The 24,790-nt window shown below is 65.1% G+C and carries 13 protein-coding genes and 1 pseudogene; 12 read left to right on the top strand and 2 right to left on the bottom strand.

Annotated features, from left to right (window positions below; translation table 11 throughout):
- Positions 1-45: 45 nt before the first annotated feature.
- Both J7573_RS06375 and norR read right to left on the bottom strand, forming a co-directional pair.
- A pseudogene (locus J7573_RS06375) lies at positions 46-11,550 on the bottom strand (BapA/Bap/LapF family large adhesin); the annotation flags it as partial.
- Between the two features lie 137 nt (positions 11,551-11,687).
- Positions 11,688-13,241, bottom strand: a complete 1,554-nt coding sequence (gene norR / locus J7573_RS06370; RefSeq protein ID WP_294330873.1) for a nitric oxide reductase transcriptional regulator NorR — start codon at positions 13,239-13,241, stop codon at positions 11,688-11,690.
- 155 nt (positions 13,242-13,396) lie between these two features.
- Here norR and hmpA point away from each other — a divergent pair, with 155 nt between their 5' ends.
- From hmpA to J7573_RS06310, 12 genes are all read left to right on the top strand, one after another.
- A complete protein-coding gene (hmpA, locus tag J7573_RS06365; protein WP_294330870.1) occupies positions 13,397-14,575 on the top strand; it encodes an NO-inducible flavohemoprotein in 1,179 nt (392 codons plus the stop codon).
- Positions 14,576-15,072: 497 nt separating this feature from the next.
- A complete protein-coding gene (locus J7573_RS06360) occupies positions 15,073-15,579 on the top strand; it encodes a disulfide bond formation protein B (protein ID WP_294330867.1) in 507 nt (168 codons plus the stop codon).
- 558 nt (positions 15,580-16,137) lie between these two features.
- Complete coding sequence (gene cyoA, locus J7573_RS06355) at positions 16,138-17,073, top strand: ubiquinol oxidase subunit II (protein WP_103445643.1); 936 nt, start codon at positions 16,138-16,140, stop codon at positions 17,071-17,073.
- 3 nt (positions 17,074-17,076) lie between these two features.
- Positions 17,077-19,095 (top strand): cytochrome o ubiquinol oxidase subunit I, encoded by a 2,019-nt coding sequence (gene cyoB / locus J7573_RS06350; RefSeq protein ID WP_027920309.1) that lies wholly within the window; start codon positions 17,077-17,079, stop codon positions 19,093-19,095.
- Positions 19,096-19,098: 3 nt separating this feature from the next.
- Complete coding sequence (cyoC, locus tag J7573_RS06345; protein WP_027920308.1) at positions 19,099-19,722, top strand: cytochrome o ubiquinol oxidase subunit III; 624 nt, start codon at positions 19,099-19,101, stop codon at positions 19,720-19,722.
- The gene (gene cyoD / locus J7573_RS06340) at positions 19,722-20,054 is read left to right on the top strand and encodes a cytochrome o ubiquinol oxidase subunit IV (RefSeq protein WP_103445642.1); all 333 of its coding nucleotides are present in this window, start codon (positions 19,722-19,724) and stop codon (positions 20,052-20,054) included. The genes cyoC and cyoD overlap by 1 nt, the downstream gene beginning before the upstream one ends.
- 11 nt (positions 20,055-20,065) lie before the next feature.
- A complete protein-coding gene (cyoE, locus tag J7573_RS06335; protein WP_110638487.1) occupies positions 20,066-20,953 on the top strand; it encodes a heme o synthase in 888 nt (295 codons plus the stop codon).
- A gap of 337 nt (positions 20,954-21,290) precedes the next feature.
- Positions 21,291-22,499: an alanine transaminase gene (alaC, locus tag J7573_RS06330; RefSeq protein ID WP_103445641.1), complete on the top strand. Its 1,209-nt coding sequence runs from the start codon at positions 21,291-21,293 to the stop codon at positions 22,497-22,499.
- Positions 22,500-22,650: 151 nt separating this feature from the next.
- Positions 22,651-23,034, top strand: a complete 384-nt coding sequence (locus J7573_RS06325) for a YkgJ family cysteine cluster protein (RefSeq protein WP_132846393.1) — start codon at positions 22,651-22,653, stop codon at positions 23,032-23,034.
- Positions 23,035-23,248: 214 nt separating this feature from the next.
- Positions 23,249-23,812 carry a GNAT family N-acetyltransferase gene (locus tag J7573_RS06320; RefSeq protein ID WP_294330841.1) on the top strand — a complete coding sequence of 188 codons (564 nt, stop codon included), beginning with the start codon at positions 23,249-23,251 and terminating at the stop codon, positions 23,810-23,812.
- A complete protein-coding gene (locus J7573_RS06315) occupies positions 23,809-24,366 on the top strand; it encodes a hypothetical protein (protein WP_294330837.1) in 558 nt (185 codons plus the stop codon). The genes J7573_RS06320 and J7573_RS06315 overlap by 4 nt, the downstream gene beginning before the upstream one ends.
- 11 nt (positions 24,367-24,377) lie before the next feature.
- Complete coding sequence (locus J7573_RS06310) at positions 24,378-24,758, top strand: lysozyme inhibitor LprI family protein (RefSeq protein WP_294330834.1); 381 nt, start codon at positions 24,378-24,380, stop codon at positions 24,756-24,758.
- Positions 24,759-24,790: the final 32 nt, after the last annotated feature.

Here is a 24,790-nt window from a genome sequence, read left to right as displayed (position 1 = left end):
TTCGTCCTTGCCGCCGGGCGAAGTGCCCGGCGGATTGCCGTGGCCTCAGACGACATGGATGCTGTTCTGCACCCAGAGGTGGTGGCTCGGATCTTCCTGGGCCGTGTACTGGTTATAGTCGATGCCGTCGACGGTCTGGTTCCCCACCAGGGTCCAGTTGTCCGTCATGTGCACCGAGTCTTTGTCATCCCCCTTGATGATCAGCGTGTTGTTGCCGGTTTCGGTGATTGCCACCACGTCCGCCAGGTTGAGGGTCAGTGTCACCGCGCTGGTGTCGTTGAGGTCGATCACTTCGATGTTGTGGATACGGTCGGCCAGGGTGCCCAGGTCGATGCTGGCATCGCCGCCGCCCCACAGCAGGGTGTCGGTACCGGTGCCGCCATCGACGCTGGCGAAGTGCTGGTCGACCACCTCGAGGATGTCGTTGCCAGCGCCGCCTTCCAGGGTGATGTGCCCGCCCTGGCTGCCGACCAGGTGGTCGTTGCCGTCGGTGCCGGCGAGTACTTCGCTGGAGGCGGTGGCTGCGACACTGGCCAGCGTCACGCTGTCGTCGCTGGTGTCGGCCACCAGCGCGGAGAAGGTGGTGAGGCCGGCAGCGTTGTCCAGGTTGACGGTCAGCGTGGCAGTGTCGGTGGTGCCGTTAGGGTGGGTCAGCTCATAGGTGAAGGTGTCGTGCTGGCCGATCACCGCCGAGGTCAGGCCGCTGTTGAGGGTGTAGGTGTAGCTGCCGTCCGCATGCACTAGCAGCGTGCCATAGGTGCCGGCAACGCTGACCCCGTTGTGGCCGGGGATGGTGTAGGTGCCGGCGGCCGTCAGCACGCTCAGCACGGTCAGTGCCGAACCCAGGTTGTCGGTACCGGCCGGGTCGGTGATCAGGTTGCCGCTGGCCACCGTGGCGCTGCTGACCACGTACTCGGTGAGGTGCGTAGTGGTGGTGTTGAGGCTGGTGGTGATCGAACTGGCCAGGCCGATGCCGCCAGCGGTGACCACGATGTGGTAGGTACCCGCGCCCTGGTTCTGGAAGGTGTAGCCGGAGCCGCCACCGAGCAGGCTGACCAGTGAGCTGCCCGCAACCGTCTGCACCACCACGTACTGGCCGGTGCTGGTGTTGAGCTTGAGTAGCTGGATGGTGGTGCCGTTGAGCAGGCTCAGCAGGTTGGCGGAGTTGACCACCACCTGCAGGTTGGCCGTGGTGTCGGTGGCCACCGTGGTGGTGTAGGTGGCCGAGCGCGAGCCAATCAGCGGCAGGGTCAGCGAGCCCAGGGTGGCGCTGCTGCTGTCGACCCGGTTGGCCAGGGTGATGTGACTGCTGTCGACGTCGTTGACGGCATCCACCACCGTGGCCGGCGCACCGAGGTTGCTGTCGTTCCAGATCTCCGTGGCCTGCGGGCTGTCGATGCGCACGTAGAGGTTGGCCGTGGCGGTCAGTCCGTTCGGGTGCACCAGCTCGTAGCTGAACACATCCACCTTGCCGACGCTCGACGGGCTGCCGCTCGGGGTGTAGGTGTAGCTGCCGTCGGCATGGATCACCAAGGTGCCGTACTGGCCCTGCACCGTGGTGCCCGCGCCACTGGCCGCGGTCACGTAGGTGCCGTTGACCAGTATCTTCAGCACGGCGCCGCTGTCCGGGCCAAGGGCGTCGACCGTGCCATTGGTGCCCGGGTCGGTGATGACGTTGCCCGAGGTGGCGGTGCCGGTGCCGGTGAACTGGGTCAGGCTGGTGGCTTCGATGTCCAGGCTGGTGGTGACCTGGGTTATCAGGCCGATACCGCCACTGGCCACGGTCAGGCGGTAGTCGCCAGCCTGCAGCTTGCCGATGTCGACCTGTAGCCCCAGCGGCAGCACGATCAGGTCGAGCAGCCCCTGGGTGTTGCCGGTGGCGATGGTCACCCAGGCGCCGCTGGCGTCCTTCACCTGCAGGGTGAAGGTGGAGTTGTTGAGCAGCGCCAGCACGCTGTTGGTGGTCAGCGTCAGGGTCGGGTCGACCGTGGAGCCGGCCGCCACCGTCCAGGTGTAGGTCTTGCTGAAGCCCGACAGCAGGGTGGTGAAGCTGTCGGTGTAGGTGGTGGTGGCGGTGACCGGCGCCAGGTTGACGGTGGCGGTGGCCAGGTTGTCGCTGGCGATTACCGGGGCGTTGGCATCGACGTCCGGTGCAGTGATGGTGACGGTGCCGGAGGCGCCTGAGGTGCTGCTGCGAGGGTCGGTGAGGGTCACCGAGAGTACTTGCCCGTTGTCCTGGGCCGGGCTCAAGGTCACGGTGAAGGTACCGTTGGGTTGCACGGTCGCGGTCTGCAACACGGTACCGCTGGCGCTGCGCACGGTGACCGTGGCGCCGACCTCACCGGTGCCGGTGAGGGTGGTGCCGTCGGCGCTGATCACCAGGTTGGCGGCATTGGCAGGTGGGGTCAGGTCCGGTGCGTTCAGCGTGGTGGCGGTGGAGGTGTTGCCGGCGGCATCGGTGAGGGTGACGCTCAATGCCTGGAAGTTGATCTGCGCCGCACTCAGGCTGACCACGTACAGGCCGTTGCTGCCTACAGTGGCGGTGCCGAGCACGGTGCCCAGGCTGTTGCGCACGGTTACCGTGCTGCCGATTTCGCCAGAGCCGCTGACCGTGGTGCCGTTGGCGTTGATGTTGGCCACCGGCGCGGTGGGCGGGGTGGTGTCCGGGGCGGTGATGCCGGTGCTGCCGGACTGGTTGCCGGCGACGTCGGACTGGCGCACCACCAGGGCCTGGCCGTTGTTCTGGGTGGCGGTCAGGGTGACGCTGAAGGTGCCGTTGGCCAGCACCAAGGCGGTGCCGAGCGATGTGCCACTGGCGTTGGTCACGGTAACAGTTGCGCCCGGTTCGCCTACGCCGGTCAGTACTGTCCCGGCACCATTGATCGCCAGGTTGGTCGGCGCCAGCGGGGCCTGAACGTCCGGTGCGGTATAGCTGGTGGCGCCGGACACGTTCAGTGCGACGTCGGCCTGGGTCAGGCTGAGCACCTGGCCGTTGAGCTGGGCACTGCTGAGGTTGATGCTGAAGCCGCCGGAGCCGTTGACCAGGCCGGTACCGAGCACGTTGCCGCTGGCATCGCGCACGGTCACCGTGGCGCCCGCTTCACCGGTACCGGTGAGCACCAGGCCGTTGGCCGACAGCGCGCTGACCACCGGGTTGGCCGGCGGGGTGATGTCGGCGGCGGTGATGAACACCGGCTGCGACTCGCCACCCAGCAGCGACACCGAGGTCACCGACAAATGCTGGCCGTTGAGCTGCGCGGCGCTCAGGGTGATGGAGAAGCCGCCGTTGCCGATGTTGGCCGAGCCGGCGCCGATGAGGTTGCCAGCGGCGTCGTAGACGCGGATCGAAGCGCCGGTGGCAGCGGTCCCGGTCAGGGTCAGGCCATCGGCGGCCAGTGTCACGTTGACCGGTGGCTCCGGTGGCGGCACCAGCGGCGTGAGGAAGGTCGCCACCGCCGAGGTGTTGCTGGCGGCGTCGGTTTGCGTGACGGCCAGGGACGCCGCCGAGCCCGGTGCAGGCGACAGGTTGATCGAGAAGTTGCCACCGCTGTCGACCAGGCCCGTGCCGATGACCACGCCACCGAAGCTGACCGTCACGGTGGCACCGGCTTCGCCGCGCCCGGTGAGGACGTTGTAGGTGTTGTTGATGGCCAGGTTGGTGACCGCGGCTGGTGGCGCGGTGTCGAGGGTCTGGTAGGCGGCAGGCGTCGAGATGTTGCCGGCGCTGTCGGTGGCGATCACGCTCAGCAGCTGGCCGTTGTTCTGGGCCGGGCTGAGGATGACGGTGAAGTTGCCGCCTGCGGGCACCGTGATGGTGCCGACCACGGCGCCCGACGGGTCGCGCACGCTGATCACACTGCCGACTTCACCGGTGCCGCTGAGCAGGGTGCCGTTACCGGTCAGGGTGAGGTTGCCGGGCTCGGTCGGTGGGACCAGGTCTGGCGCGGTCAGCAGCAGGGGTACCGACGGATTGCCGGTGGCGTCCTGGGCGATGATGGTCAGCACCTGGCCGTTGATCTGCGCCGTGGTCAGGTTGATCACGAAGCTGCCATTGGCGGCAATGGTGCCTTGGCCGACGATGTTACCCAGGTTGTTCATCACCGTGACGTGCGCGCCGGCCTCGCCGGTACCACTGATCTGCGTGCCACTGGCGTTGAGCAGGGCGACCACCGTGGCGGGTGGGGTGATGTCGACGGCGCTGAGGGTGCTGATCGGCGAGATGTTCTGGCTGGCGTCCGTCAGGGTGACCTGCAGCAGCTGGCCGTTGAGCTGTGCCGCGCTGAGGTTGACCACGAAGGTGCCATTGGCCGCGACCGTGGCGGTGCCGATCTCGGTGGTGCCGACGTAGACGCGCACCGTGGTGCCGGCTTCGCCGGTACCGCTGAGCTGGTCGCCGGCGGCATTGAGGTGCAGCGAGGCCGCCGCAGCCGGCGGGGTCAGGTCCGGCGCATTGACCGTGACCGGCAGGCTGATGTTGCCGGGCGGGTCGGCCTGTTGCACCGACAGCACCTGCTGGTTGATCTGCGCCGGGGTCAGTTCGACGCGGAAGCTGCCATCGGCGAGCACGGTGGTGGTGCCCAGCACCACGCCTGCGGCGTTGGTCACGGTGACCGTCGCGCCGGGCTCGCCGGAACCGCTGACCACGCTGCCATTGGCATTGATCAGCACGTTGGTGAGCAAGTCCGGCGGGGTGAAGTCCGGCGTCTGCAGGGTGGTGACCGGCGACACGTTGCCGGCGCCATCGGTCAGGGTCACGCCAAGCAGCTCGGCGTTGCCCAGGGCCGGGTTGAGGGTCAGGGTGAAGTGGCCGCTGGCATCGACGATGGCCGTGCCGATCTGCTGGCCGGCCGGGTCGGTTACGGTGACCAGCGCGCCGGCTTCGCCTCGCCCGGTGATGGTCGCGCCGTCGCTGGCGATGGCCAGCTCGGTGGGCGCGGCCGGTGGCGTGGTGTCGGGGGCGGTGATGGCGCCGGGGGAAGACTGGTTGCCGGCGGCATCGGTCAGCACCACCTGCACGGCCTGGCCGTTGGCCAACGGTGTGCCGAGGATGACCTGGAAACTGCCGTTGGCCATCACCACGGCGGTGCCCAGCACGGTGCCGTCGGCGGCGATGACTTTCACCGTGGCGTTGGCTTCGCCGATACCGTTGAGCAGGCTGCCGCCGCCGGCGAACGCCAGGTTGGCAGGCGCGTCCGGGGCCACGCGATCGGGCGCGGTGAGGTTGACGCTGTTGGACTCGTTGCCGGCGGCGTCGGTCTGTGCGGCGCTGAGTCGCTGGCCGTTGATCTGCGCGCTGGCGAGGTTGACGCTGAAGTTGCCGTTGGCATCGACCACGGCGGTGCCCAGGCTGGCGCCGCCCTGCCCGGTGATGGTGACGGTGGCGCCGGCTTCGCCACGGCCGGTGAGTGTGAGGCCATCGCTGGACAGCGCCAGGTTGGTCAGCGGTTGCGGTGCGGTGGTGTCCGGTGCTTGCAGGGTCGCAGGCAGGGAGACGCTGCCATCGCTGCCCACCGCGCTGACATGCAGCACCTCGCCGTTGGCCTGGGCGCTGGCGAGGGTGACGCTGAAGGTGCCATCGCTGGCCACCCGTGCGGTGCCCAGCAATACGCCATTGGGGCCGTAGACGTTGACCGTGGCGCCCACGGCGGCGGAGCCGGTGACGACCAGGCCGTTGGCCGACAGCACCAGGTTGTCCGGGCTGTCCGGGGCAACGTTGCCCGGCGCGGTCACGGTTTGCGCGGGCGACACGTTCTGCGCGGCGTCGGCCTGGGTCACGCTGAGCACTTCGCCGGTACTGGCAGCCGGGCTCAGGGCCACGGTGAAGTGGCCATCGGCACCGACAGTGGCGGTGCCCAGTGTGCTGCCGTTCGGCGCGCGCACGGTGACGGTGGCGCCGGCTTCGCCGGTACCGGCCAGGCTGGTGCCGTCGGCGGAGACCGCGAGGTGGTCCACCGCCGCAGGCGGTGTGGTGTCGGCGGCGGTGTAGGGCGCCGCTGGCGAGACGTTGCCGGCGGCGTCGGTGGCGGTCACCTGCAGGACCTGGCCATTGGTCTGGGGGCTGCTCAGGGTGACCTGGAACACACCATTGCCTGTTGCCACGGCGGTGCCCAGCACATTGCCCGAGGCGTCGCGTACGGTCACCGTGCTGCCGGCCTCGGCAGTGCCGTTCAGTTGCAGGCCACTGCCGGACAGTGACAAGGCCGTCGGTGCGGCCGGCGCCGTAAAGTCGGGCGCGGTGACGCTGACGGCGACCGAGGTGTTGTTGCTGGCGTCGGTCTGGGTCACGCTCAGGTGCTGGGCATTGAGCTGGGCACTGGTGAGGGTAAGGGTGAAGCTACCGTTGGCGCCCACCAGGCCGGTGCCGATGATGGTGCCGTCCGGGCCGCGCACGGTGACCGAGGCACCCGCCTCGCCGAGGCCGGTGAGGGTCAGGCCGTTGTTGTTGAGCACGACGTTGGTCAGCGCCGCAGGCGGAGTGAGGTCCGGGGTGGTGACATTGACGGCGGGGGACACGTTGCCGGCGGCATCAGCCTGGGTTACGCCAATTGCCTGGCCGGTGGCCTGCGGGGTGGCGAACGTCACCGTGAAGCGCCCGTCGGCCCCCACGGTGGCGGTACCGAGCACCGTGCCGCTGGCATCGCGCACCTGCACGGTCGCACCCACTTCACCGTTGCCGGACAGTTGCCGGCCATCGGCGCTCAACGAAGGGTTGGTGATCGCCGCCGGTGGTGTGCGGTCCGGGGTCGCCAGGCTGGCCGGGCCGGACACGTTGCCGGCGGCATCGCTGAGGGTCACCTGCAGGGGGCTGCCGGTGGTCTGGGCGTTGGGCAGGGTGATCTGGAACTGTCCGCTCTGGTTCACCGTGCCGGTGGCAAGTACGTTGCCGCTGGCGTCGCGCACGGTCACCGTCGCGCCGGCTTCGCCTTGCCCGCTGACGACCGTGGCGGCGTTGTTCAGGCTCAGGCCGGTGGCCGCATCGGGCGCTTGCAGGTCGGGAGCCTGCACGGTCGCGGCCAGCGAGACGTTGCCGGCGGCGTCGGCCTGGGTGATCGTGAGGTTCTGCCCATTGGCCTGTGGCGGCACCAGGTTGAGGGTGAACAGGCCGTTGCTGCCAACGATACCGGAACCCAGCAGCGTGCCGTTGGCATCGGTAACGCTGACGGTCGCGCCCACTTCGCCATGGCCGCTGACCGTGCTGCCGCTGCGATTGATGGTGACCTGGGTCGGTGCGTCCGGTGGCGTGCTGTCGGCGGCGACGATGATGGCCGGTACCGACGGGTTGCCACCGGCCGAGGCGCGGGCAGTGACCTGCAGGGTCTGTGCGTTGAGCTGGGCATTGGTGAAGAAGATGCGGAAGGTGCCGTCGCTGCCGACCGTGCCGGTGCCCAGGGTGGTGCCCCCGGAGGTGACGGTGATCAGCGAACCGACGGTGCCCTGGCCAGTCAGCAGGAAGCCATCGGCGCTGATGGCCAGGTTGCTTGGCGCGGCAAGCTGGCTGCCATCCGGGCCGGCCACGTTGACTGCGGTTTCGTTGTTGCCGGCATCGTGCACCACCAGTTGCACGTTGTCGCCGGCTACCAGCGGTGGGTTGACCTGAACCACGAAGGTGCCGTCGGCGCCAACCTGTGCGGTACCCAGTTCGGTGCTGCCATCGCGCACGATCACGGTGGTGCCGGGTTCGGCCCTGCCGCTGATGGTGCCGCCATCCGGGCTGACGGCGATGTCGGTGGCCACTGCCGGTGGCGTGCTGTCGGCGGCGGTGACACTGGTCGGTTGCGTGGCATTGCCGGCAGCATCGCTGACCACCACGGTCACGGTTTCGCCGTTGAGCAGGGCAGGGGACAGCGGCACGCTGAAACTACCGTCGCCATTCACCGCCACGGTGGTTTCGATGCCGGTCGGGCTGATCACGGTTACCGAAGCTGCGCCGGGGGCGTTACCGGTCAGCGTGAGGCCATCGCCACTGATGGCGAGGCCGGTGGGCAGCGCGGGCGGGGTGAGGTCCGGTGCGGTCGCCTGGGCGGCGCCAGAGGCGTGGCCCTGCGGGTCGGTCTGGGTGACGTCGAGGGACTGGCCATCGAGCTGCGGTGGGTTCAGCGACACGCTGAAGCTGCCATTGGCGGCAACCACCGCAGAGCCCAGCAGGTCGCCCGCGGCATTGCGCACTTCCACGGTCGCACCGGCTTCACCGGTGCCTTGCACGCGGGTGCCGTCGGCGCTGACCTGCACGCCGTTGGGGGCCGCCGGGGCGCTGCTGTCATCGGCGGTGAAGGGGGCCGATGGCGAAGCGTTGCCAGCGGCGTCGGTGAGCACCACCGAGACGGTTTCGCCGTTGATCTGTGCAGGTGTCAGGGTGACGCTGAAGGTGCCGCCGCCATCGACCACGCCGCTGCCGAGCAACTGCCCGGCCGTGTCGCGGACCTCGACGGTAGCGCCGGGCTCGCCCTGGCCGGTCAGGGTGCTGCCATCCGCGCTCAGGCCGAGGCCCTGTGCCACTGCGGGCGCCTCGATATCCGCGGCGGTCAGGGTGTTGGCGGGGGAGGGGTTACCGGCGCCGTCGGTCTGGATGACGGTCAGCACCTGGCCATTGAGCTGCGGTGGGTCGATGGTCACATGGAAGCTGCCGTTGGCTCCGACCGTGGCAGTGCCCAGCACCGCGCCGCCGGCGCCGGTCACCTGCACTTGCGCGCCAGGCTCGCCATTGCCGGAGAGCACCGTGCCGTCGGCGGACAGGGCCAGGCCAGTGGTCGTGGCCGGGGCCTGGGTGTCCGGGGCAGACAGGTCAATGGCGGCCGAGACGTTGCCGGTGGGGTCGCGCTGCTCGACGGTCAGGGCCTGGCCGTTGGTCTGGGCAGTACTCAAGGTGACCTGGAAGCTGCCATCGCCGTTCACCACGGCGGTGCCCAGCACGCTGCCATTCGGGCCGCGCACGGTAACCGTGGCGCCGGGTTCGCCGGTGCCGCTGACGGTGCTGCCAGCGCCGTCGATGCTCGGGTTGCCGACCGTTTGCGGTGGCGTGGTGTCGGGGGCGGTGAAGCTGACCGGGCCGGCGCTGTTACCCAGCGCGTCGGTGGCTTCGACGCTCAGGTGTTCACCGTTGCGTTGCGGGGCGTTGAGGGTGACGTCGAAACGCCCGTCGGCACCGACGATGGCCGTGCCCAGCACGCTGCCGTCGGCCGCGCGCACGGTGACGATCGAGCCCGCCTGGCCGGCGCCGGTGAGGTGCAGGCCGCTGACATCGACGGCCAGCGCCGATGGCTGCAGCGGGCCGTCCAGGTCCGGTGCGGTGAGGTTGGCGGTGGAGCTGTTGCCGGCGGCATCGCGCAGCACCACGTCGAGCGCCTGGCCATTGAGCTGGGCGGACGACAGCGTGACGGTGAAATAGCCGTTGGCGCCCACTGTGGCGGTGCCCAGCAGCGTGCCCTGGGCGTTGGTCACCTGCACGGTGGCGCCGACTTCGCCGCGCCCGGTGAGGGTGATGCCGTCGGCCGCCAGGTGCAGGTCGCTGGCTTGCGCAGGCGGGGTAATGTCGGGGGCCGTGATCTGGGTCGGCAGCGAGCTGTTGCCGTCGGCGTCGATGGCCACCACGTCGAGCAGTTCGCCATTGGCTTGGGCCGGGCTCAGGGCGATGGTGAAGGTACCGTCGTTGCCTGCCTGCACGCTGCCGATCAGGTTGCCGTTGGCATCGCGCACTTCCACCAGGCTGCCCGCCGGGGCGCTACCGCTGATGGACGAGCCGTCGGCGGCCAGCACCAGCCCGGCCGGGCCTTCAGGTACGGCGGTAGCGGGGACGATCACGGTGAGTGATACCGAAGGGTTGCCGGCGGCATCGGTCTGCACCAGCACGATGGTTTCGCCGGCGCTGACCGGGCCGTTGAGGTCGACCAGGAAGGTGCCGTTGGCTGTCACCACGCCGGTGCCGATGACCGTGCCATTGGCGTCGCGCACTTCAACGGTGGCACCCGGCTCGCCTCGGCCGGACACGACCAGGCTACCGGCGCCGACGATGACGTTGCTGATAATCGACGGTGGTGTGGTGTCCGGCACGGTGTAATCCAGCAGTGTCGAACGGTTGCCGGCGGCATCGATCACGCTGATCGCCAGGTGTTCACCGTCAGTCTGGGCCGGGGCGAGGGTGAAGCTGAAGTGGCCATTCGGCCCGACGATGCCGCTGCCGATCAAGGTGCCGTTGGCATCACGCACCTCCACCCGGGCGCCCGCCTCGGCACTGCCGCTCAGGGTCACGCCATTGGCCAGGCTGAGCCCGGTGGGTTGTGCAGGGGGCAGCAGGTCCGGCGCGGTCAGCGGGCTTGGCGTCGAGACGTTGCCGGCGGCATCGGTGAGGGTGACCTGCAGCGACGAGCCATTGACCACCGGCGAGGTCAGCTGCAAGGTGAAGCTGCCATCGGGCTGCACGGTACCGGTACCGATCAGCTGACCTTGATCGTTCAGCACTTTGACGGTGGTGCCGGCTTCACCACGGCCCGACACGGTGCGCCCGTCGGCGCTGATGATCACGCCGCTGGCCGGGAGTGGCGGGGTGGTGTCGCCGCCGTTGACGATATCAGGCGCGGTAACGCTGCCGGCAATGGATGTGTTATGCGCAGCATCGGTAGCCGTGACCTGCAGCTGTTGGCCGTCGACTTGAGGCGGGGTGAGGGTAATGCTGAACGCACCGTTCGCGCCGACCACGGCGCTGCCCAGTACGGTGATGCCATCGGCAGCCAGCACGCGTACCGTGCTGCCTGCTTCGGCACGGCCGGTGAGCACGGTACCGTCGTGGCTGACGGCAAGGCTGGATGGTGCGGCTGGTGGAGTAATGTCGGGGGCATTGATCTGTAGTGGTGGGGAGCTGTTGCCTGCGGCGTCGACCAGGCGCACATCCAGCGTTTCACCGTTGGCCTGGGCAGGGCTGAGGGTGACGGTGAAGTTGCCATTGGCATCGACCAGGCCGCTACCGACCAGATTGCCGGCGGCATCGTGCACTTGCACGGTGGTGCCGGGTTCGCCGCGCCCGCTAAGGCGCAGGCCGTCAGGCGAAACCAGCAGGTCGATCGGCGTAGCGGGTGCCGTGGTGTCGCCAGGCGAGCTGCCGCTACCTCCGCCGCTCCCGCCACCCCTGCTGTTGTTTGCCGCTGCTGCCACGCCGCCGACGCCGAGCAGGCTGAGACCAGCGATGGCAAAGGTCGAGGTGCCAGCGCCGGCAACCCCGATGCCGGCCACCAGCTCATCGAGCGAGGCCACTTCGTCGAAGGTGAAGCCGGTGAAGGCCGTCGAGTCATAGTTGGCGTGCCACAAGGTGCCGTCTTCGCCGACGAAAACCATGTCACTGCCGACACCGGCCTGGTCCACGGCAAAGAAATTGCCGACGGTGACCTTTTCTCCGGATTTGAGCGTGACGATCAGGTCCTGGCCACGGCGGGTGACGGTCGCCACCTGATCCGGGGCGACCGGCATCTGCACGACGCCAGGGCCGTTGAGGGTGATGTTGCCCCAGGCATTCTGGGTGGCGACGGCAGATTGCTTGTCGGCGACGACGATGTTGTCCATGAGTGCTCCCTGCTGGATATCGGTACACAGGGCCGCCTTCGCGACCCATGGCCGTGTAACCGGAGATTAGGGAGATATAGCAGCCCAGCAGATTGCCACCAGATGGCTTTACGGATAGTCCTTTAGTGGATGTGGGGTCAGCGAAGTCCCAGGCGACGAGCCAGGCGGCTCAGGTTGGCGCGGTCCAGGCCCAGCTCACGGGCTGCTGCGGCCCAGTTGTCCTGATGGCGTTGCAGGCAGGCATCGATCAGCTGGCGCTGGTAATCATCGAGGGCTTCGCGCAGGCCACCTGCGGGTAGCGCCAAGGCTGCAGGCGTGGCATGGGGAAGGGGCTCCGTGGTAGCTGACTGGGCGACTCGCAGGTCGAGGTCACTGGCCTCCAGGGTGAGGATGCGCGGGCGCTCCGGGTGTTGGCCCATGGCCTTGAGGGCTGAGCGACCGATCAGGTGTTCGAGCTCGCGCACGTTGCCCGGCCAGTCATACGCCAGCAGTGCTGCTTGCGCCTCATTGCTCAGGCGAAGGCTGTTCAAACCCAGGCGTGATCGATTCTGTTCGAGGAAATAGCCAGCAAGAAGCAGCACGTCGCGGCCACGCTCGCGTAACGGCGGCACCTGCAGCGGATACACGCTGAGGCGGTGGTAGAAGTCGGCGCGGTAGTTGCCTGTGCGCACTTCGGCGGCCAGGTCGCGGTTGGTGGCGGCGATCAGGCGTACATCGACGCGGTGTTCGCGGTCCGAGCCCAGGCGTTGCAGTTGGCCGCTCTGCAGCACGCGCAGCAGCTTGGCTTGCACGGTCAACGGCAATTCGCCGACTTCATCGAGGAACAGCGTACCGCCGTTGGCCAACTCGAACTTGCCGCGGCGTTCGCCATGGGCGCCAGTGAAGGCACCACGCACGTGGCCGAACAGTTCGCTTTCCACCAGGGTGTCGGGGAGGGCTGCACAGTTGAGGCTGACCAGGGGTTTGTCGGCGCGGTTGCTGGCCTGGTGCAGGGCCATGGCTACCAGTTCCTTGCCCACGCCGGTTTCGCCGGTAATCAGCACGGTCAGCTCGCTGCCGCCCACCAGGCGGATTTCTTCGAGCAGGCGCTTGTGCGCCGGGCTTTGGCCGATCAGCTCCTTGTCCTGGCCGCTGGCCTGGCGGTAGATCTCGGCACGGTGGTGCTCGTCCTCGGCACGCAGGGCCAGGTGCTCGATGCGCTCGGCCACGGTCACGGTGGCGGCGGCGAGGCTGGCGAAGGCCTGCAGGGCGTCCAGCTCCAGGCTCTGGAACTGGCCGGGGGTCAGGGCGTCGAGGGTCACCAGGCCCCACGGGCGCTCGTCGACCATCAGCGGGCAACCCATGCAGTCGTGCACCTCAAGGTGGGCGTCAGGCGCATTGACCAGGCCATCGTAAGGGTCGGGCAGCTCGGAGTCGCTGGCAAAGCGTGTCGGTTCCGGGCGGCTGAGCAGGATCTGGAAGCGCGGGTGCTCACTGACCTTGAAGCGACGGCCCAGGGTATCGGGCGAAAGCCCATCGACGGCCAGCGGCACCAGCCATTCGCCATCCAGGCGCAGCAGCGCGGCGGCATCGCAGGGCAACAGCCCGCGCATGGCCTGCAGCAGGCGACGGTAGCGCTCCTGGTCGGGCAAGTCGCGGGACAGGTCGCTGACCAAGGGCAGCAGGGTGGTGAGCAACGGCTTTGTAGTCATATGGACTCCTGTTAGTCGATTTGACTATACGCCCGGGTGGGTCGATTTGACATGATCGGTGTCAATGCCCTGATTTCATTGGCGAAAAAAGTTGGCACGATTGCTGTAATAGCAAGGGCAACCATTTGAAGCCTCAGGCTCAGGAGTTGTCGCAAATGCTCAATGCCGAACAACGTGCAATCATCAAAGCCACTGTCCCTCTGCTGGAAACCGGTGGTGAGGCGCTGACCACCCACTTCTACAAGATGATGCTCAGCGAGTACCCAGAGGTGCGCCCGCTGTTCAACCAGGCCCACCAGGCCAGCGGCGACCAGCCGCGTGCCCTGGCCAATGGCGTGCTGATGTATGCCCGTCACATCGACCAGCTGGAGCAGTTGGGTGGCCTGGTCGGCCAGATCATCAACAAACACGTTGCCCTGCAAATTCTGCCGGAGCACTACCCGATCGTCGGCAGCTGCCTGCTGCGCGCCATCGAAGAAGTGCTGGGCAAGGAAATCGCCACCCCTGAGGTCATCGCTGCCTGGGCCGCTGCCTATAGCCAACTGGCCGACATCCTGATCGGCGCCGAGGAAAGCCTTTACAAACAGAAGGAAGAGGCCGCTGGCGGCTGGCGCGGTACGCGCGAATTCCGCCTGGTCCGTCGCGAGCAGGAAAGCAGCGAGATCACCTCGTTCTACTTCGCCCCGGTGGATGGCAAGCCGGTACTAAAGGCCGAGCCTGGCCAGTACATCGGCCTGCAGCTGTTCATCGACGGTGCCGAGCAGCGCCGCAACTACTCGCTGTCGGCCCTGTGCGACGGCCAGGAATACCGCATCAGCGTCAAGCGCGAGGAGGGCGGCAAGGTCTCCAACTACCTGCACGATCAGCTGGTGGTGGGCGACACCCTGCAGCTGTTCCCGCCAGCGGGTGACTTCACCCTGGCGGCCAGCGACAAGCCGCTGGTACTGATCAGCGGTGGTGTGGGCATTACCCCGACCCTGGCGATGCTCGAAGCCGCACTGCAGACCCGGCGTGAGGTGCATTTCATCCACTGCGCGCGTAACGGTGCGGTGCATGCCTTCCGCGACTGGGTCGACGGCCTTGCCGAGCGCCACCCGCAGCTCAAGCGCTTCTACTGCTATGCCGAGCCCGAAGGCGGTGCTGCCGCCGATGCCGTGGGCTTGCTGAGCGAGGACCTGCTGGCCGAGTGGCTGCCGCACGGGCGTGACGTGGATGCCTACTTCCTTGGGCCCAAGGGCTTCATGGCGGCGGTCAAGCGCCAGTTGAAGGGCCTGGGTGTGCCGGAGCAGCAGAGCCGCTACGAGTTCTTCGGGCCGGCGGCTGCCCTGGAGTGATGCACTGACTGTACTGGCCTCTTCGCGCCGAACCGCCGCGAAAGGGCCGGTACAGGCATATAGAGAAATCCCAGTCGCTGGCAAGCCAGCTCCCCTGCAGCAGTGCTCCCGCCCGTGGGTAATCGAGAACGAAACGGTCGATCGCATTTGCCGCGCGGGGGCTGGCTTGCCAGCGACTGGGCCGATCAAGAATTCCTGCCTATATATAAGGAAAGATGAACGGAGCCTCGGGCAGCTTTCATCTTTAATCCTCCTTTAATCACTGTATCCTTCACTCCCGGGTGTCGAGGGGCTTGCCCCTGCGCGGCACCCGGGCAGCCGCTTTTTTACCGGCCGACGTTGAACCGACGTTGCTGCAGCCGGTCACAGAGTCTCCGGATAGCCCTGCGCAGTGCTGTCTCGCCGCCCCCTCGACACGCTAAAGGGCCATGCCAGCGTGTAGAATTGCACTCAGGCGGGCGGACCACGCTGCCACCTATCCATCGAAGGAATCGGCAATGAACGAACAAACATCGCGCCTGAATCGCGAACGGCGCTTTCTGGTGCTGCTGGGGGTGATCTGCCTCGCCCTGATCGGCGGAGCGCTGTACATGCAGGTGGTACTGGGTGAGGCACCTTGCCCACTGTGCATCCTGCAACGCTATGCCTTGCTCTTTATCGCCATCTTCGCGTTCATTGCCGCTGCCATGCCCGGGCGCCGCAGCCTGACCCTGTTCGAGGGCCTGGTGGTGCTCAGTGCCATTGGCGGAATCGTTGCGGCTGGCAACCATGTGTATATACTCGCCAACCCCATGGTCAGTTGCGGTATCGATACGCTGCAACCGATCGTCGACGACCTGCCCCTGGCCAAGCTCTGGCCACTGGCGTTCCAGGTCGACGGCTTCTGCAGCACGCCGTACCCGCCGATCCTCGGCTTGTCGCTGGCGCAGTGGGCACTGGTGGCGTTCGTCCTGACGGCCATCCTGGTACCGTTCGGCATCTATCGCAACCGGCGCCAGTCTTAGACATAAGTCCCGATTTCGGTGTGGTCTTTTGCACCGGATGAGAAGAGCGAAAAGTCCTCTCCCGCTTGATCCAGATCAACCTCAAAGCCTTGCGAAATGCGGGTTCGAGGGCTAGCAAGCGGGGTGCGACAAACTGTCGCGAAGTTGATTTGTCGAGCCGGATTGTTGCATATTCTGTAAAGGACTGTTGCTCAATAAGTCATAGTCAAGGGTTGGCGACCTATCTACAATCGCCCCCAATTTCCGTTCGGCACTGCTTGCGAGTCGCAGGATTGAAGGAAGCCCCAGCGCTCCTTTTTGCTGACTTCGTCAAGTTTCGCCCAACGGCGATACCGGGCGGACCCCCCTCCGCGTTTTCCCGCACCAAATGGACTTGGTCTGAAGTACAGGCCTGTTGCCTACGAAACCATAAGCACCGCTAACACGCTTTGCGCCAAGGTCCTGCAGTCGGACCCGGGCAGGAGCGAGTACGGGCGCGAAATGCCGCACTTGGCAGGACGAAGTGTTGGCTACCAAAACACAAATTGCATTGAAGCAAGCTGATCTAGAGGTCGTGAGATGAGTAAAAAGCGTTACCCCAGACTGTTTGGCATATTGCCCTTTTTAGGCATGCTTTTACTCAGTGGGTGCAACTGGACCCTGCTCGACCCGAAAGGTCAGGTCGGCATTGAGCAAAAGAACCTGATCCTGATCGCTACCGGCCTGATGCTGCTGGTGGTGATTCCGGTCATCATCATGACCGTGGCGTTCGCCTGGAAGTACCGTGCTTCCAACAAGGCAGCCACCTACACCCCAGACTGGTCGCACTCGACCAAGATCGAACTCGCGGTGTGGATCATCCCGATCATCATCATCATCGCCCTGGGTTACGTCACCTACAAGTCGACCCACAAGCTGGACCCATACCGTCCGCTGGATTCCGACGTGAAGCCGATCCAGATCGACGTGGTCGCGCTGGACTGGAAATGGCTGTTCATCTACCCGGAACAGGGCATCGCCACCGTCAACCAGATCAACTTCCCGGCTAACGTCCCGGTGAACTTCCGCGTCACCTCCGACGCCGTGATGAACTCGTTCTTCATCCCGGGCCTGGGTGGCCAGATCTACGCGATGGCGGGCATGACCACCAAGCTGCACCTGATCGCCAACGAAAATGGCGTCTTCGACGGTATCAGCGCCAACTACAGCGGTGCTGGCTTCACCGGCATGAAATTCAAGGCTAATGCGACCTCTCAGGAAGACTTCGACAAGTGGGTCGCCGAGGTCAAGCAGTCGCCACTGAAACTGGGCAAGGCCGAGTACGAAGCACTGGCCAAACCTAGCGAATACAACCCAGTCGCGCTGTACAGCGAGGCACCTGCTGAACTGTTCCAGACCATCGTCGACAAGTACGAAGGTATGAACCGCGGCAAGCCGGTCCACGAAGAAGCAGGCAGCAAAGATCTGGCCACCACCGAGTCGAGTGTGCAACCAGCTGCCGGTGCAGAGGAGTAAGAGATGTTCGGTAAATTAACCCTGGAGGCGATACCCTTCCACGAGCCGATAGTCATGGTGACGCTTGCCATGATCGCGCTCGGGGGTATTGCTGTCGTTGGTGCTATCACCTATTTCCGCAAGTGGACCTACTTGTGGACCGAGTGGCTGACTACTGTCGACCACAAAAAGATCGGCGTGATGTACATCGTCGTCGCGATGGTCATGCTGCTGCGCGGCTTTGCCGACGCCATCATGATGCGTACCCAGCTGGCTGCCGCTACCGGTGGCTCGGAAGGCTACCTGCCGCCTGAACACTATGACCAGATCTTCACCGCTCACGGTGTGATCATGATCATCTTCATGGCGATGCCGTTCTTCACCGGCCTGATGAACCTCGCGGTTCCTCTGCAGATCGGTGCACGTGACGTTGCCTTCCCGTTCCTGAACTCCCTGAGCTTCTACCTGCTGCTGGCAGGCGTGCTGCTGGTCAACATCTCGCTGGGCGTTGGTGAATTCGCCAAGACCGGCTGGGTTGCCTATCCGCCGCTCGCGGGCATTCAGTACAGCCCTGGGGTGGGTGTCGACTACTACATCTGGGCGCTACAGCTCTCAGGCTTGGGTACGACACTGACCGGCGTGAACTTCCTCGTCACCGTGATGAAGATGCGCGCACCTGGCATGAAGCTGATGGACATGCCGATCTTCACCTGGACCTGCACCTGGGCCAACGTGCTGATCGTGGCTTCGTTCCCGATCCTGACCGCTGCACTCGCACTGCTGACTGTTGACCGTTATCTGGACTTCCACATTTTCACCAACGAGCTTGGTGGGAACCCGATGATGTACGTCAACCTGTTCTGGGCGTGGGGTCACCCTGAGGTTTACATCCTGATCCTGCCGGCCTTCGGCGTGTTCTCGGAAGTGACTTCGACCTTCTCCGGCAAGCGTCTGTTCGGCCACCACTCGATGATCTACGCATCGGGCGCCATCGCCGTTCTGGGCTTCGCTGTATGGCTGCACCACTTCTTCACCATGGGTGCCGGCGCCAGCGTCAACACCTTCTTCGGCCTGGCGACGATGCTGATCTCCATTCCGACCGGTGTGAAGCTGTTCAACTGGCTGTTCACCATGTACCAGGGCCGTGTGCGCTTCACCGCACCGATGCTGTGGACCCTGGGCTTCATGATCACCTTCTCGATCGGTGGTATGACTGGCGTTCTGCTGGCTGTTCCAGGTGCTGACTTCGTGCTGCACAACAGCCTGTTCGTAATCGCTCACTTCCACAACGTGATCATTGGTGGTGCGGTATTCGGCTACATCGCCGGCTTCGCCTACTGGTGGCCAAAAGCGTTCGGCTTCAAGCTGAACGAGAAGTGGGGCAAAGCTGCCTTCTGGTTCTGGATCTCCGGCTTCTACGTAGCGTTCATGCCGCTGTACGCCCTGGGCTTCATGGGCATGACCCGTCGTCTGAACCACTCCGACAACCCACTGTGGGAACCCTACCTGTACGTAGCCGTTGTCGGCGCCGTGCTGATCCTGTTCGGTATCGCCTGCCAGCTGATCCAGATCGTCGTTTCGATCCGCGATCGCGAGCAGAACCTGGACGTGACCGGCGACCCATGGGGCGGCCGTACCCTGGAATGGTCGACCTCGTCGCCACCTCCGTTCTACAACTTCGCCCACATGCCAGAGAAAGTTGGCCTGGACTGCTGGAACGAAGCCAAGGAAGCCGGTGTTGCCTACAAGGTGCCGGGCAAGTACGAAGCGATCCACATGCCGAACAACACCGCTACCGGTCTGTTCATGGGTATGTTCCTGACTGTCTTCGGCTTCGCTTTCATCTGGCACATCTGGTGGCTGGTTGGCGCGAGCCTGCTGGCAACCATCGCGGTCTTCGTTCGCCACGCTGCGCGTGACGACCAGGGCTACATGGTTCCGGCCGAAGAAGTGGCGCGCATCGAAGGCGAGCGTCTCAAGGCGCTGGCCAAAGCAGGTGCTCTGCCTGCCGGCGCACGTGTCGAATCGTTTGAACGGGTGTAATCAATGTCCAGTCAAGTAATCCACGGTGGCGCGCATGGTCATGACCATGCTCACGATGACCACCACCACGACTCGGGCCAGATGACCGTCCTCGGTTTCTGGCTGTACCTGATGACCGACTGCATCCTGTTTGCGTCGCTCTTCGCCACCTACGCGGTGCTGTCCGGCAGTTTTGCCGGCGGCCCGTCGGGTCACGACATCTTCCAGCTCGACTTCGTAGCTGTTGAAACGCTGTTCCTGCTGCTGTCCTCGATCACCTTCGGCTTCGCCATGCTGAAGATGTTCGACGGCAAGAAGGCGGGCGTACTGGGCTGGTTGGCTGTGACCTTCCTGTTCGGTGCAGGCTTCATCGCGATGGAAATCTATGAGTTCCATCACCTGATCGGCGAGGGCTTCGGCCCGACCCGCAGTGGCTTCCTGTCGGGCTTCTTCGCCCTGGTAGGTACCCACGGTCTGCACGTGACTGCCGGCCTGATCTGGATGGCAATCATGATGTACCAGATCAACAAGCACGGCATCACGCCGACCGCCAAGACCCGCATGAGCTGCCTGAGCCTGTTCTGGCACTTCCTGGACGTGGTCTGGATCTGCGTATTCACCGTCGTCTACCTGCTGGGAGTTCTGTAATGGCTAACGCACACGACACTCATCACGAAGGTAACCACGGCAGCGTCAAGTCGTACATGATCGGCTTCATCCTGTCGATCATCCTGACCGCGATCCCGTTCGGCCTGGCCATGTCGCCAAGCCTGCCGAAGAACCTGACCGTTCTGATCATCGTGGCCATGGCCGTGATTCAGGTAGTGGTACACCTCGTGTACTTCCTGCACATGGACCGCTCGAAAGAGCAACGTTCCAATGTGTCGACGTTCCTGTTCACCGCGATGGTAATCGCTCTGCTGGTCGGCCTGTCGCTGTGGATCATGTTCAGCATCCACTTCGAAATGATGGCCAAGTGAGGTAAGACTGCATGTCCGTTAAGCACTTTATCCAAATCACCAAACCGGGGATCATTTTCGGTAACGTGCTTTCCGTGGCAGGCGGTTTCTTCCTTGCCTCGAAGGGCCATGTGGACTTCGCCCTGTTCCTGGCGGTGGTGATCGGTACTTCGCTGGTGGTGGCGTCCGGATGCGTGTTCAACAACTGCATCGACCGTGACATCGACCACAAGATGGAGCGCACCAAGAACCGCGTCATGGTGCAGGGCGGCATGTCGCTGACCCTCGCGCTGGTCTACGCCACCCTCCTCGGGGTGGCGGGCTTCAGCCTGCTGTATGTCCAGGCCAACCCGCTGTCGGCGTTCTGTGCGCTGATCGGCTTCATCGTCTACGTCGGTTTCTACAGCCTCTGGCTGAAGCGCAAATCGGTGCACGGCACCTTGGTCGGCAGCCTGTCTGGTGCCATGCCTCCGGTGATCGGCTACTGCGCCGTGAGCAACAGCTTCGACCTGGCTGCAGTGACCCTGCTGGTGATGTTCAGCCTGTGGCAGATGCCGCACAGCTTTGCCATCGCGATCTTCCGCTTCAAGGATTACAGCGCTGCCAACATTCCGGTCCTGCCGGTGGCACGTGGTGTCCTCGCAGCGAAGAAGCAGATCGTGCTGTACGTGCTGGCCTTCCTGCTCGCCACCTTGATGCTCACCCTCGGCGGTTACGCCGGCCTCGGCTACCTGGCCGTGGCAGCAGCCATGGGCCTGTACTGGCTGTACATGGCCTGGGGTGGCTACAAGGCCGAGGACGACAGCAAGTGGGCCCGCAAGGTGTTCGGCTTCTCCATCCTCACCGTCACTGCCCTGAGCGTGATGATGGGTGTGGACAGCCAGACCGCTGCGGACGTGCTGATGACCTACGCGCGCTGATCGAGGCGAGTGCTTCACTAAAAACCCTGGCCGCTGTGCCGGGGTTTTTTTATGCCTGTGATTTTAGTGGTGGCTTCTTCGCGGGCATGCCCGCTCCCACAGGGTTATGCACATGCCGTGGGATAGCGCGGTACCTGTGGGAGCGGGCGTGCCCGCGAAGAGGCCTTGCCTGAAAACATAAAACTCTGATTTTCAAACAATAAATCTGGAAAGCTATAACAAAACAGGAAATTATCCTTTACAGGTATCCTGTTTCGGCACTATCTTCTGATTCAGGCCGCCGCAGCGGCCAGCGTCGCTCGGACGGTTCCGGGCGCTTACGTCTCCAGAGGAAACCATGGCCAATCCAGGTTCGCCGCGCCGCTTCGCGCGCATCGATCGTCTCCCCCCTTACGTCTTCAACATCACTGCCGAACTCAAGATGGCTGCCCGCCGCCGTGGCGAGGACATCATCGACCTGAGCATGGGCAACCCCGATGGCGCGACTCCGCCGCACATCGTCGAGAAGCTGGTGCAGGTCGCCCAGCGTGATGACACCCATGGTTATTCCACCTCCCGCGGCATTCCACGCCTGCGCCGGGCCATCTCCAACTGGTACAAGGAACGCTACGAGGTCGACATCGACCCGGAAAGCGAAGCCATCGTCACCATCGGCTCGAAAGAGGGCCTGGCGCACCTGATGCTCGGCACCCTCGACCACGGCGACACTGTGCTGGTGCCCAACCCGAGCTACCCGATCCACATCTACGGTGCCGTGATCGCGGGTGCCCAGGTGCGCTCGGTGCCACTGGTGCCGGGGGTGGACTTCTTCAACGAGCTGGAGCGGGCGATCCGCGAATCGATCCCCAAGCCGAAGATGATGATCCTCGGCTTCCCGTCCAACCCCACCGCCCAGTGCGTGGAGCTGGACTTCTTCGAGCGCGTGGTGGCCCTGGCCAAGCAGTACGACGTGCTGGTGGTGCACGACCTGGCCTACGCCGACATCGTCTACGACGGCTGGAAGGCCCCATCGATCATGCAGGTACCGGGTGCCAAGGACATTGCGGTGGAGTTCTTCACGCTGTCCAAGAGCTACAACATGGCCGGCTGGCGGATCGGCTTCATGGTCGGCAACCCCGAGCTGGTCAGCGCCCTGGCACGGATCAAGAGCTACCACGACTACGGCACCTTCACCCCGCTGCAGGTGGCTGCGATTGCCGCGCTGGAAGGCGACCAGCAGTGCGTGCGTGACATCGCCGAGCAGTACCGCCAGCGCCGCAACCTGCTGGTCAAGGGCCTGCACGAACTGGGCTGGATGGTCGAGAACCCCAAAGCGTCGATGTACGTATGGGCGAAGATTCCGGAGCAGTATGCGCACCTGGGGTCGCTGGAGTTTTCCAAGAAACTGCTGGCCGAAGCCAAGGTCTGCGTGTCGCCGGGCATCGGTTTTGGTGACTACGGCGACGACCATGTGCGCTTCGCCCTGATCGAGAACCAGGACCGCATTCGCCAGGCGATTCGCGGTATCCGCCAGATGTTCCGGGCCGATGGCCTGACCCAGAAATAGCGCTTCACCCGGGCCCGCTTCGGCGGGCTCGGGCCTGCCGGATCAACGGCAAACTATTTTTGCATTGCCCCTCTTCTCAGCCGACCTGGCTTCGATTACAAATGGCGCGCGGGCCCAGCCCCGATAACAACAACCCTCCTTCCGTGCCATCATGTCCGAATACAACCCTTGCCTTGACTGCGGCGCCTGCTGCGGGTACTTCCGTGTGTCCTTCTTCTGGGGCGAATGCCAGTCTGCCGGCGGCCTCGTGCCGGATGACCTGGTGGTACAGATCAACCCCACCCGTGTTGCCATGATCGGCACCGACGCCAAGCCTTGCCGCTGCGTGAGCCTGCAGGGCGAGATCGGCCAGGAGGTGGCGTGCACCATCTACGCCAACCGTTCCAGCCCATGCCGTGAGTTCGAAGCGTCGTGGGAGGGTGGAGTGCACAACCCCAGCTGTGACGATGCGCGGGCGGCCTATGGGCTGCCGCCACTGACCCCGCCCGGGGCCAACGAGCCGCATTGGCCGGATGATGGGGCCGAGGTGGCCTGATAACCCTCGAGTCTGCGCGGGCGTTGTAGGAGCGGCCTTGTATCGCGAAAGGGCTGCGCAGCGGCCCCAGTAAGTTGTGCAACCGCGCGAATTCCCTGGGGCTGCTTTGCGGCCCTTTCGCGACACGAGGCCGCTCCTACAGAGCCCCGGGATGCTCGAACCGGTCACATGACGTTAAACTGTCATCTCCCCAGCAATGGACAGGAGATCCGGCGTGACCCCACCCCGCAGTTTCCCGACTGACCTCTGCCTCGACAGCCCGCGCCTGCAGCTGCGGCCGATGCGCCATGCCGACGCTGCGCAATGGCTGACGATCATGGCCGACCCCGAGGTCATGCGTTACTGGCACCATGCCCCCTGGCAAGACCTGGCCGAAGCCGAAAGCGCCCTGGCCGCCGACCGCGAAGCCTATACCAATGGCGACCAGCTCAAGCTGGGCATGTACCGCCGCGACAACGGCGAACTGATCGGCATGGTCCAGCTGTTCAACATCGACGATGTCTCACGCCGCGGCGAGATCGGCTACTGCCTGGCCAGCGCCGTGCAGGGCAGGGGCTACATGGACGAAGCGCTGACCTGCTTCATCGACTACATCGCCCACACCCTCCACATGCGCCGCCTTGAAGGCGAGATCGACCCACGCAACCAAGGCTCGGCCCGCACCCTCGAACGCCAGGGCTTCGTCCTCGAAGGCACGCTGCGCGCACGCTGGTGCGTGGCGGGCGAGCTGACCGACTCGGGCATCTACGGCCTGCTGCTGGAGCCGCCAGTCGCATGACCCTGGGCGCCCGCTTACCGGCCTTCTACCTGACCCTGAGCCTTGGCCTGTACCTGCTCAGCCTGGCCTTCGACGGCGCCCAGATGAGCGCCGGCCGGCACATGCCGGCGCTGCAGATGTTCCTGTACGGCCCCTGGGGCATCCCCTTCGGCATGTTCCAGTGGTTCGCCAACCCGCTGCTGGCGGTGGCCATCCTTTGCCATCGACGCTTGCGTCGGCTGGCGTTGCTGCTTGGGCTGGGTGCCTTGTACCTCGCTGCCAGCAGCTTTGGTATAGAGCGCCTGCCGGACAACATCAGCTATGAATTCACCAACCGCACCGGTTTCGGCGCGGGCTTCTACCTGTGGCTGGCAGCGATCTCGGTGTTTTGCGTGGGCCAGGCCTGGCAATGCTGGACCGCGCGCTGCAGTGACGATGTGCCGGGCTGGAACTGGCTGGATGTCGCCCTGATTGCGGCACTGGCCGTGACCGCCTACGCGGCGACCCAGATGCCAGCGCTGCAATTCGAGCCGGGCAAGGTGCTGATGCCGCCGCCGCCGGTACAAACGCTATGAAGGGATTTGCGATGAACAAGCGATACCTGATGCTGTTGGCCTTTCTTGCGCCGATGGCGCTGGCCGATGACAACTCGCCGGCCTACAACCAGTGCATGGACAAAGCCTCCAGCACGCTGGCCATGAGCAGTTGCATCCAGGCAGAGACGCAACTTCAGGACCAGCGCCTGAATCGGGTCTACAAGCAACTGACGAGCAAGCTTGAGTCGGGGCCGCAGAAGAGCCTGCGCGATGTGCAGCGGCAGTGGATCGCCTACCGCGATGCCAACTGCAAGTTCCATGTGCAGGCCAGTGGCGGGACCCTGGCGCAGCTGGAAGGTGGCATGTGTGTGCTGGACATGACCCGCGAGCGGGCGGCAGAGCTCGAGCGCGTACTCAGCCCTGGGCAGTGACCGGGTTGACGCGGTTACTGTAGGAGCGCCCC

This window comes from Pseudomonas sp., assembly GCF_017744435.1.
Lineage (GTDB): Bacteria > Pseudomonadota > Gammaproteobacteria > Pseudomonadales > Pseudomonadaceae > Aquipseudomonas.
The sequence above is the reverse complement of the archived record's forward strand: the minus strand, read 5'-3'. Positions and strand labels throughout refer to the sequence as shown.

Excerpts from the sequence above, each read along its gene's own strand:
- cyoC (WP_027920308.1), top strand. The coding sequence starts at position 19,099 with ATGTCCAGTCAAGTAATCCACGGTGGCGCGCATGGTCATGACCATGCT.
- cyoA (WP_103445643.1), top strand. The coding sequence starts at position 16,138 with ATGAGTAAAAAGCGTTACCCCAGACTGTTTGGCATATTGCCCTTTTTA.
- J7573_RS06360 (WP_294330867.1), top strand. The coding sequence starts at position 15,073 with ATGAACGAACAAACATCGCGCCTGAATCGCGAACGGCGCTTTCTGGTG.
- norR (WP_294330873.1), bottom strand. The coding sequence starts at position 13,241 with ATGACTACAAAGCCGTTGCTCACCACCCTGCTGCCCTTGGTCAGCGAC.
- J7573_RS06315 (WP_294330837.1), top strand. The coding sequence starts at position 23,809 with ATGACCCTGGGCGCCCGCTTACCGGCCTTCTACCTGACCCTGAGCCTT.
- J7573_RS06310 (WP_294330834.1), top strand. The coding sequence starts at position 24,378 with ATGAACAAGCGATACCTGATGCTGTTGGCCTTTCTTGCGCCGATGGCG.
- alaC (WP_103445641.1), top strand. The coding sequence starts at position 21,291 with ATGGCCAATCCAGGTTCGCCGCGCCGCTTCGCGCGCATCGATCGTCTC.
- cyoE (WP_110638487.1), top strand. The coding sequence starts at position 20,066 with ATGTCCGTTAAGCACTTTATCCAAATCACCAAACCGGGGATCATTTTC.
- hmpA (WP_294330870.1), top strand. The coding sequence starts at position 13,397 with ATGCTCAATGCCGAACAACGTGCAATCATCAAAGCCACTGTCCCTCTG.
- cyoB (WP_027920309.1), top strand. The coding sequence starts at position 17,077 with ATGTTCGGTAAATTAACCCTGGAGGCGATACCCTTCCACGAGCCGATA.
- cyoD (WP_103445642.1), top strand. The coding sequence starts at position 19,722 with ATGGCTAACGCACACGACACTCATCACGAAGGTAACCACGGCAGCGTC.
- J7573_RS06325 (WP_132846393.1), top strand. The coding sequence starts at position 22,651 with ATGTCCGAATACAACCCTTGCCTTGACTGCGGCGCCTGCTGCGGGTAC.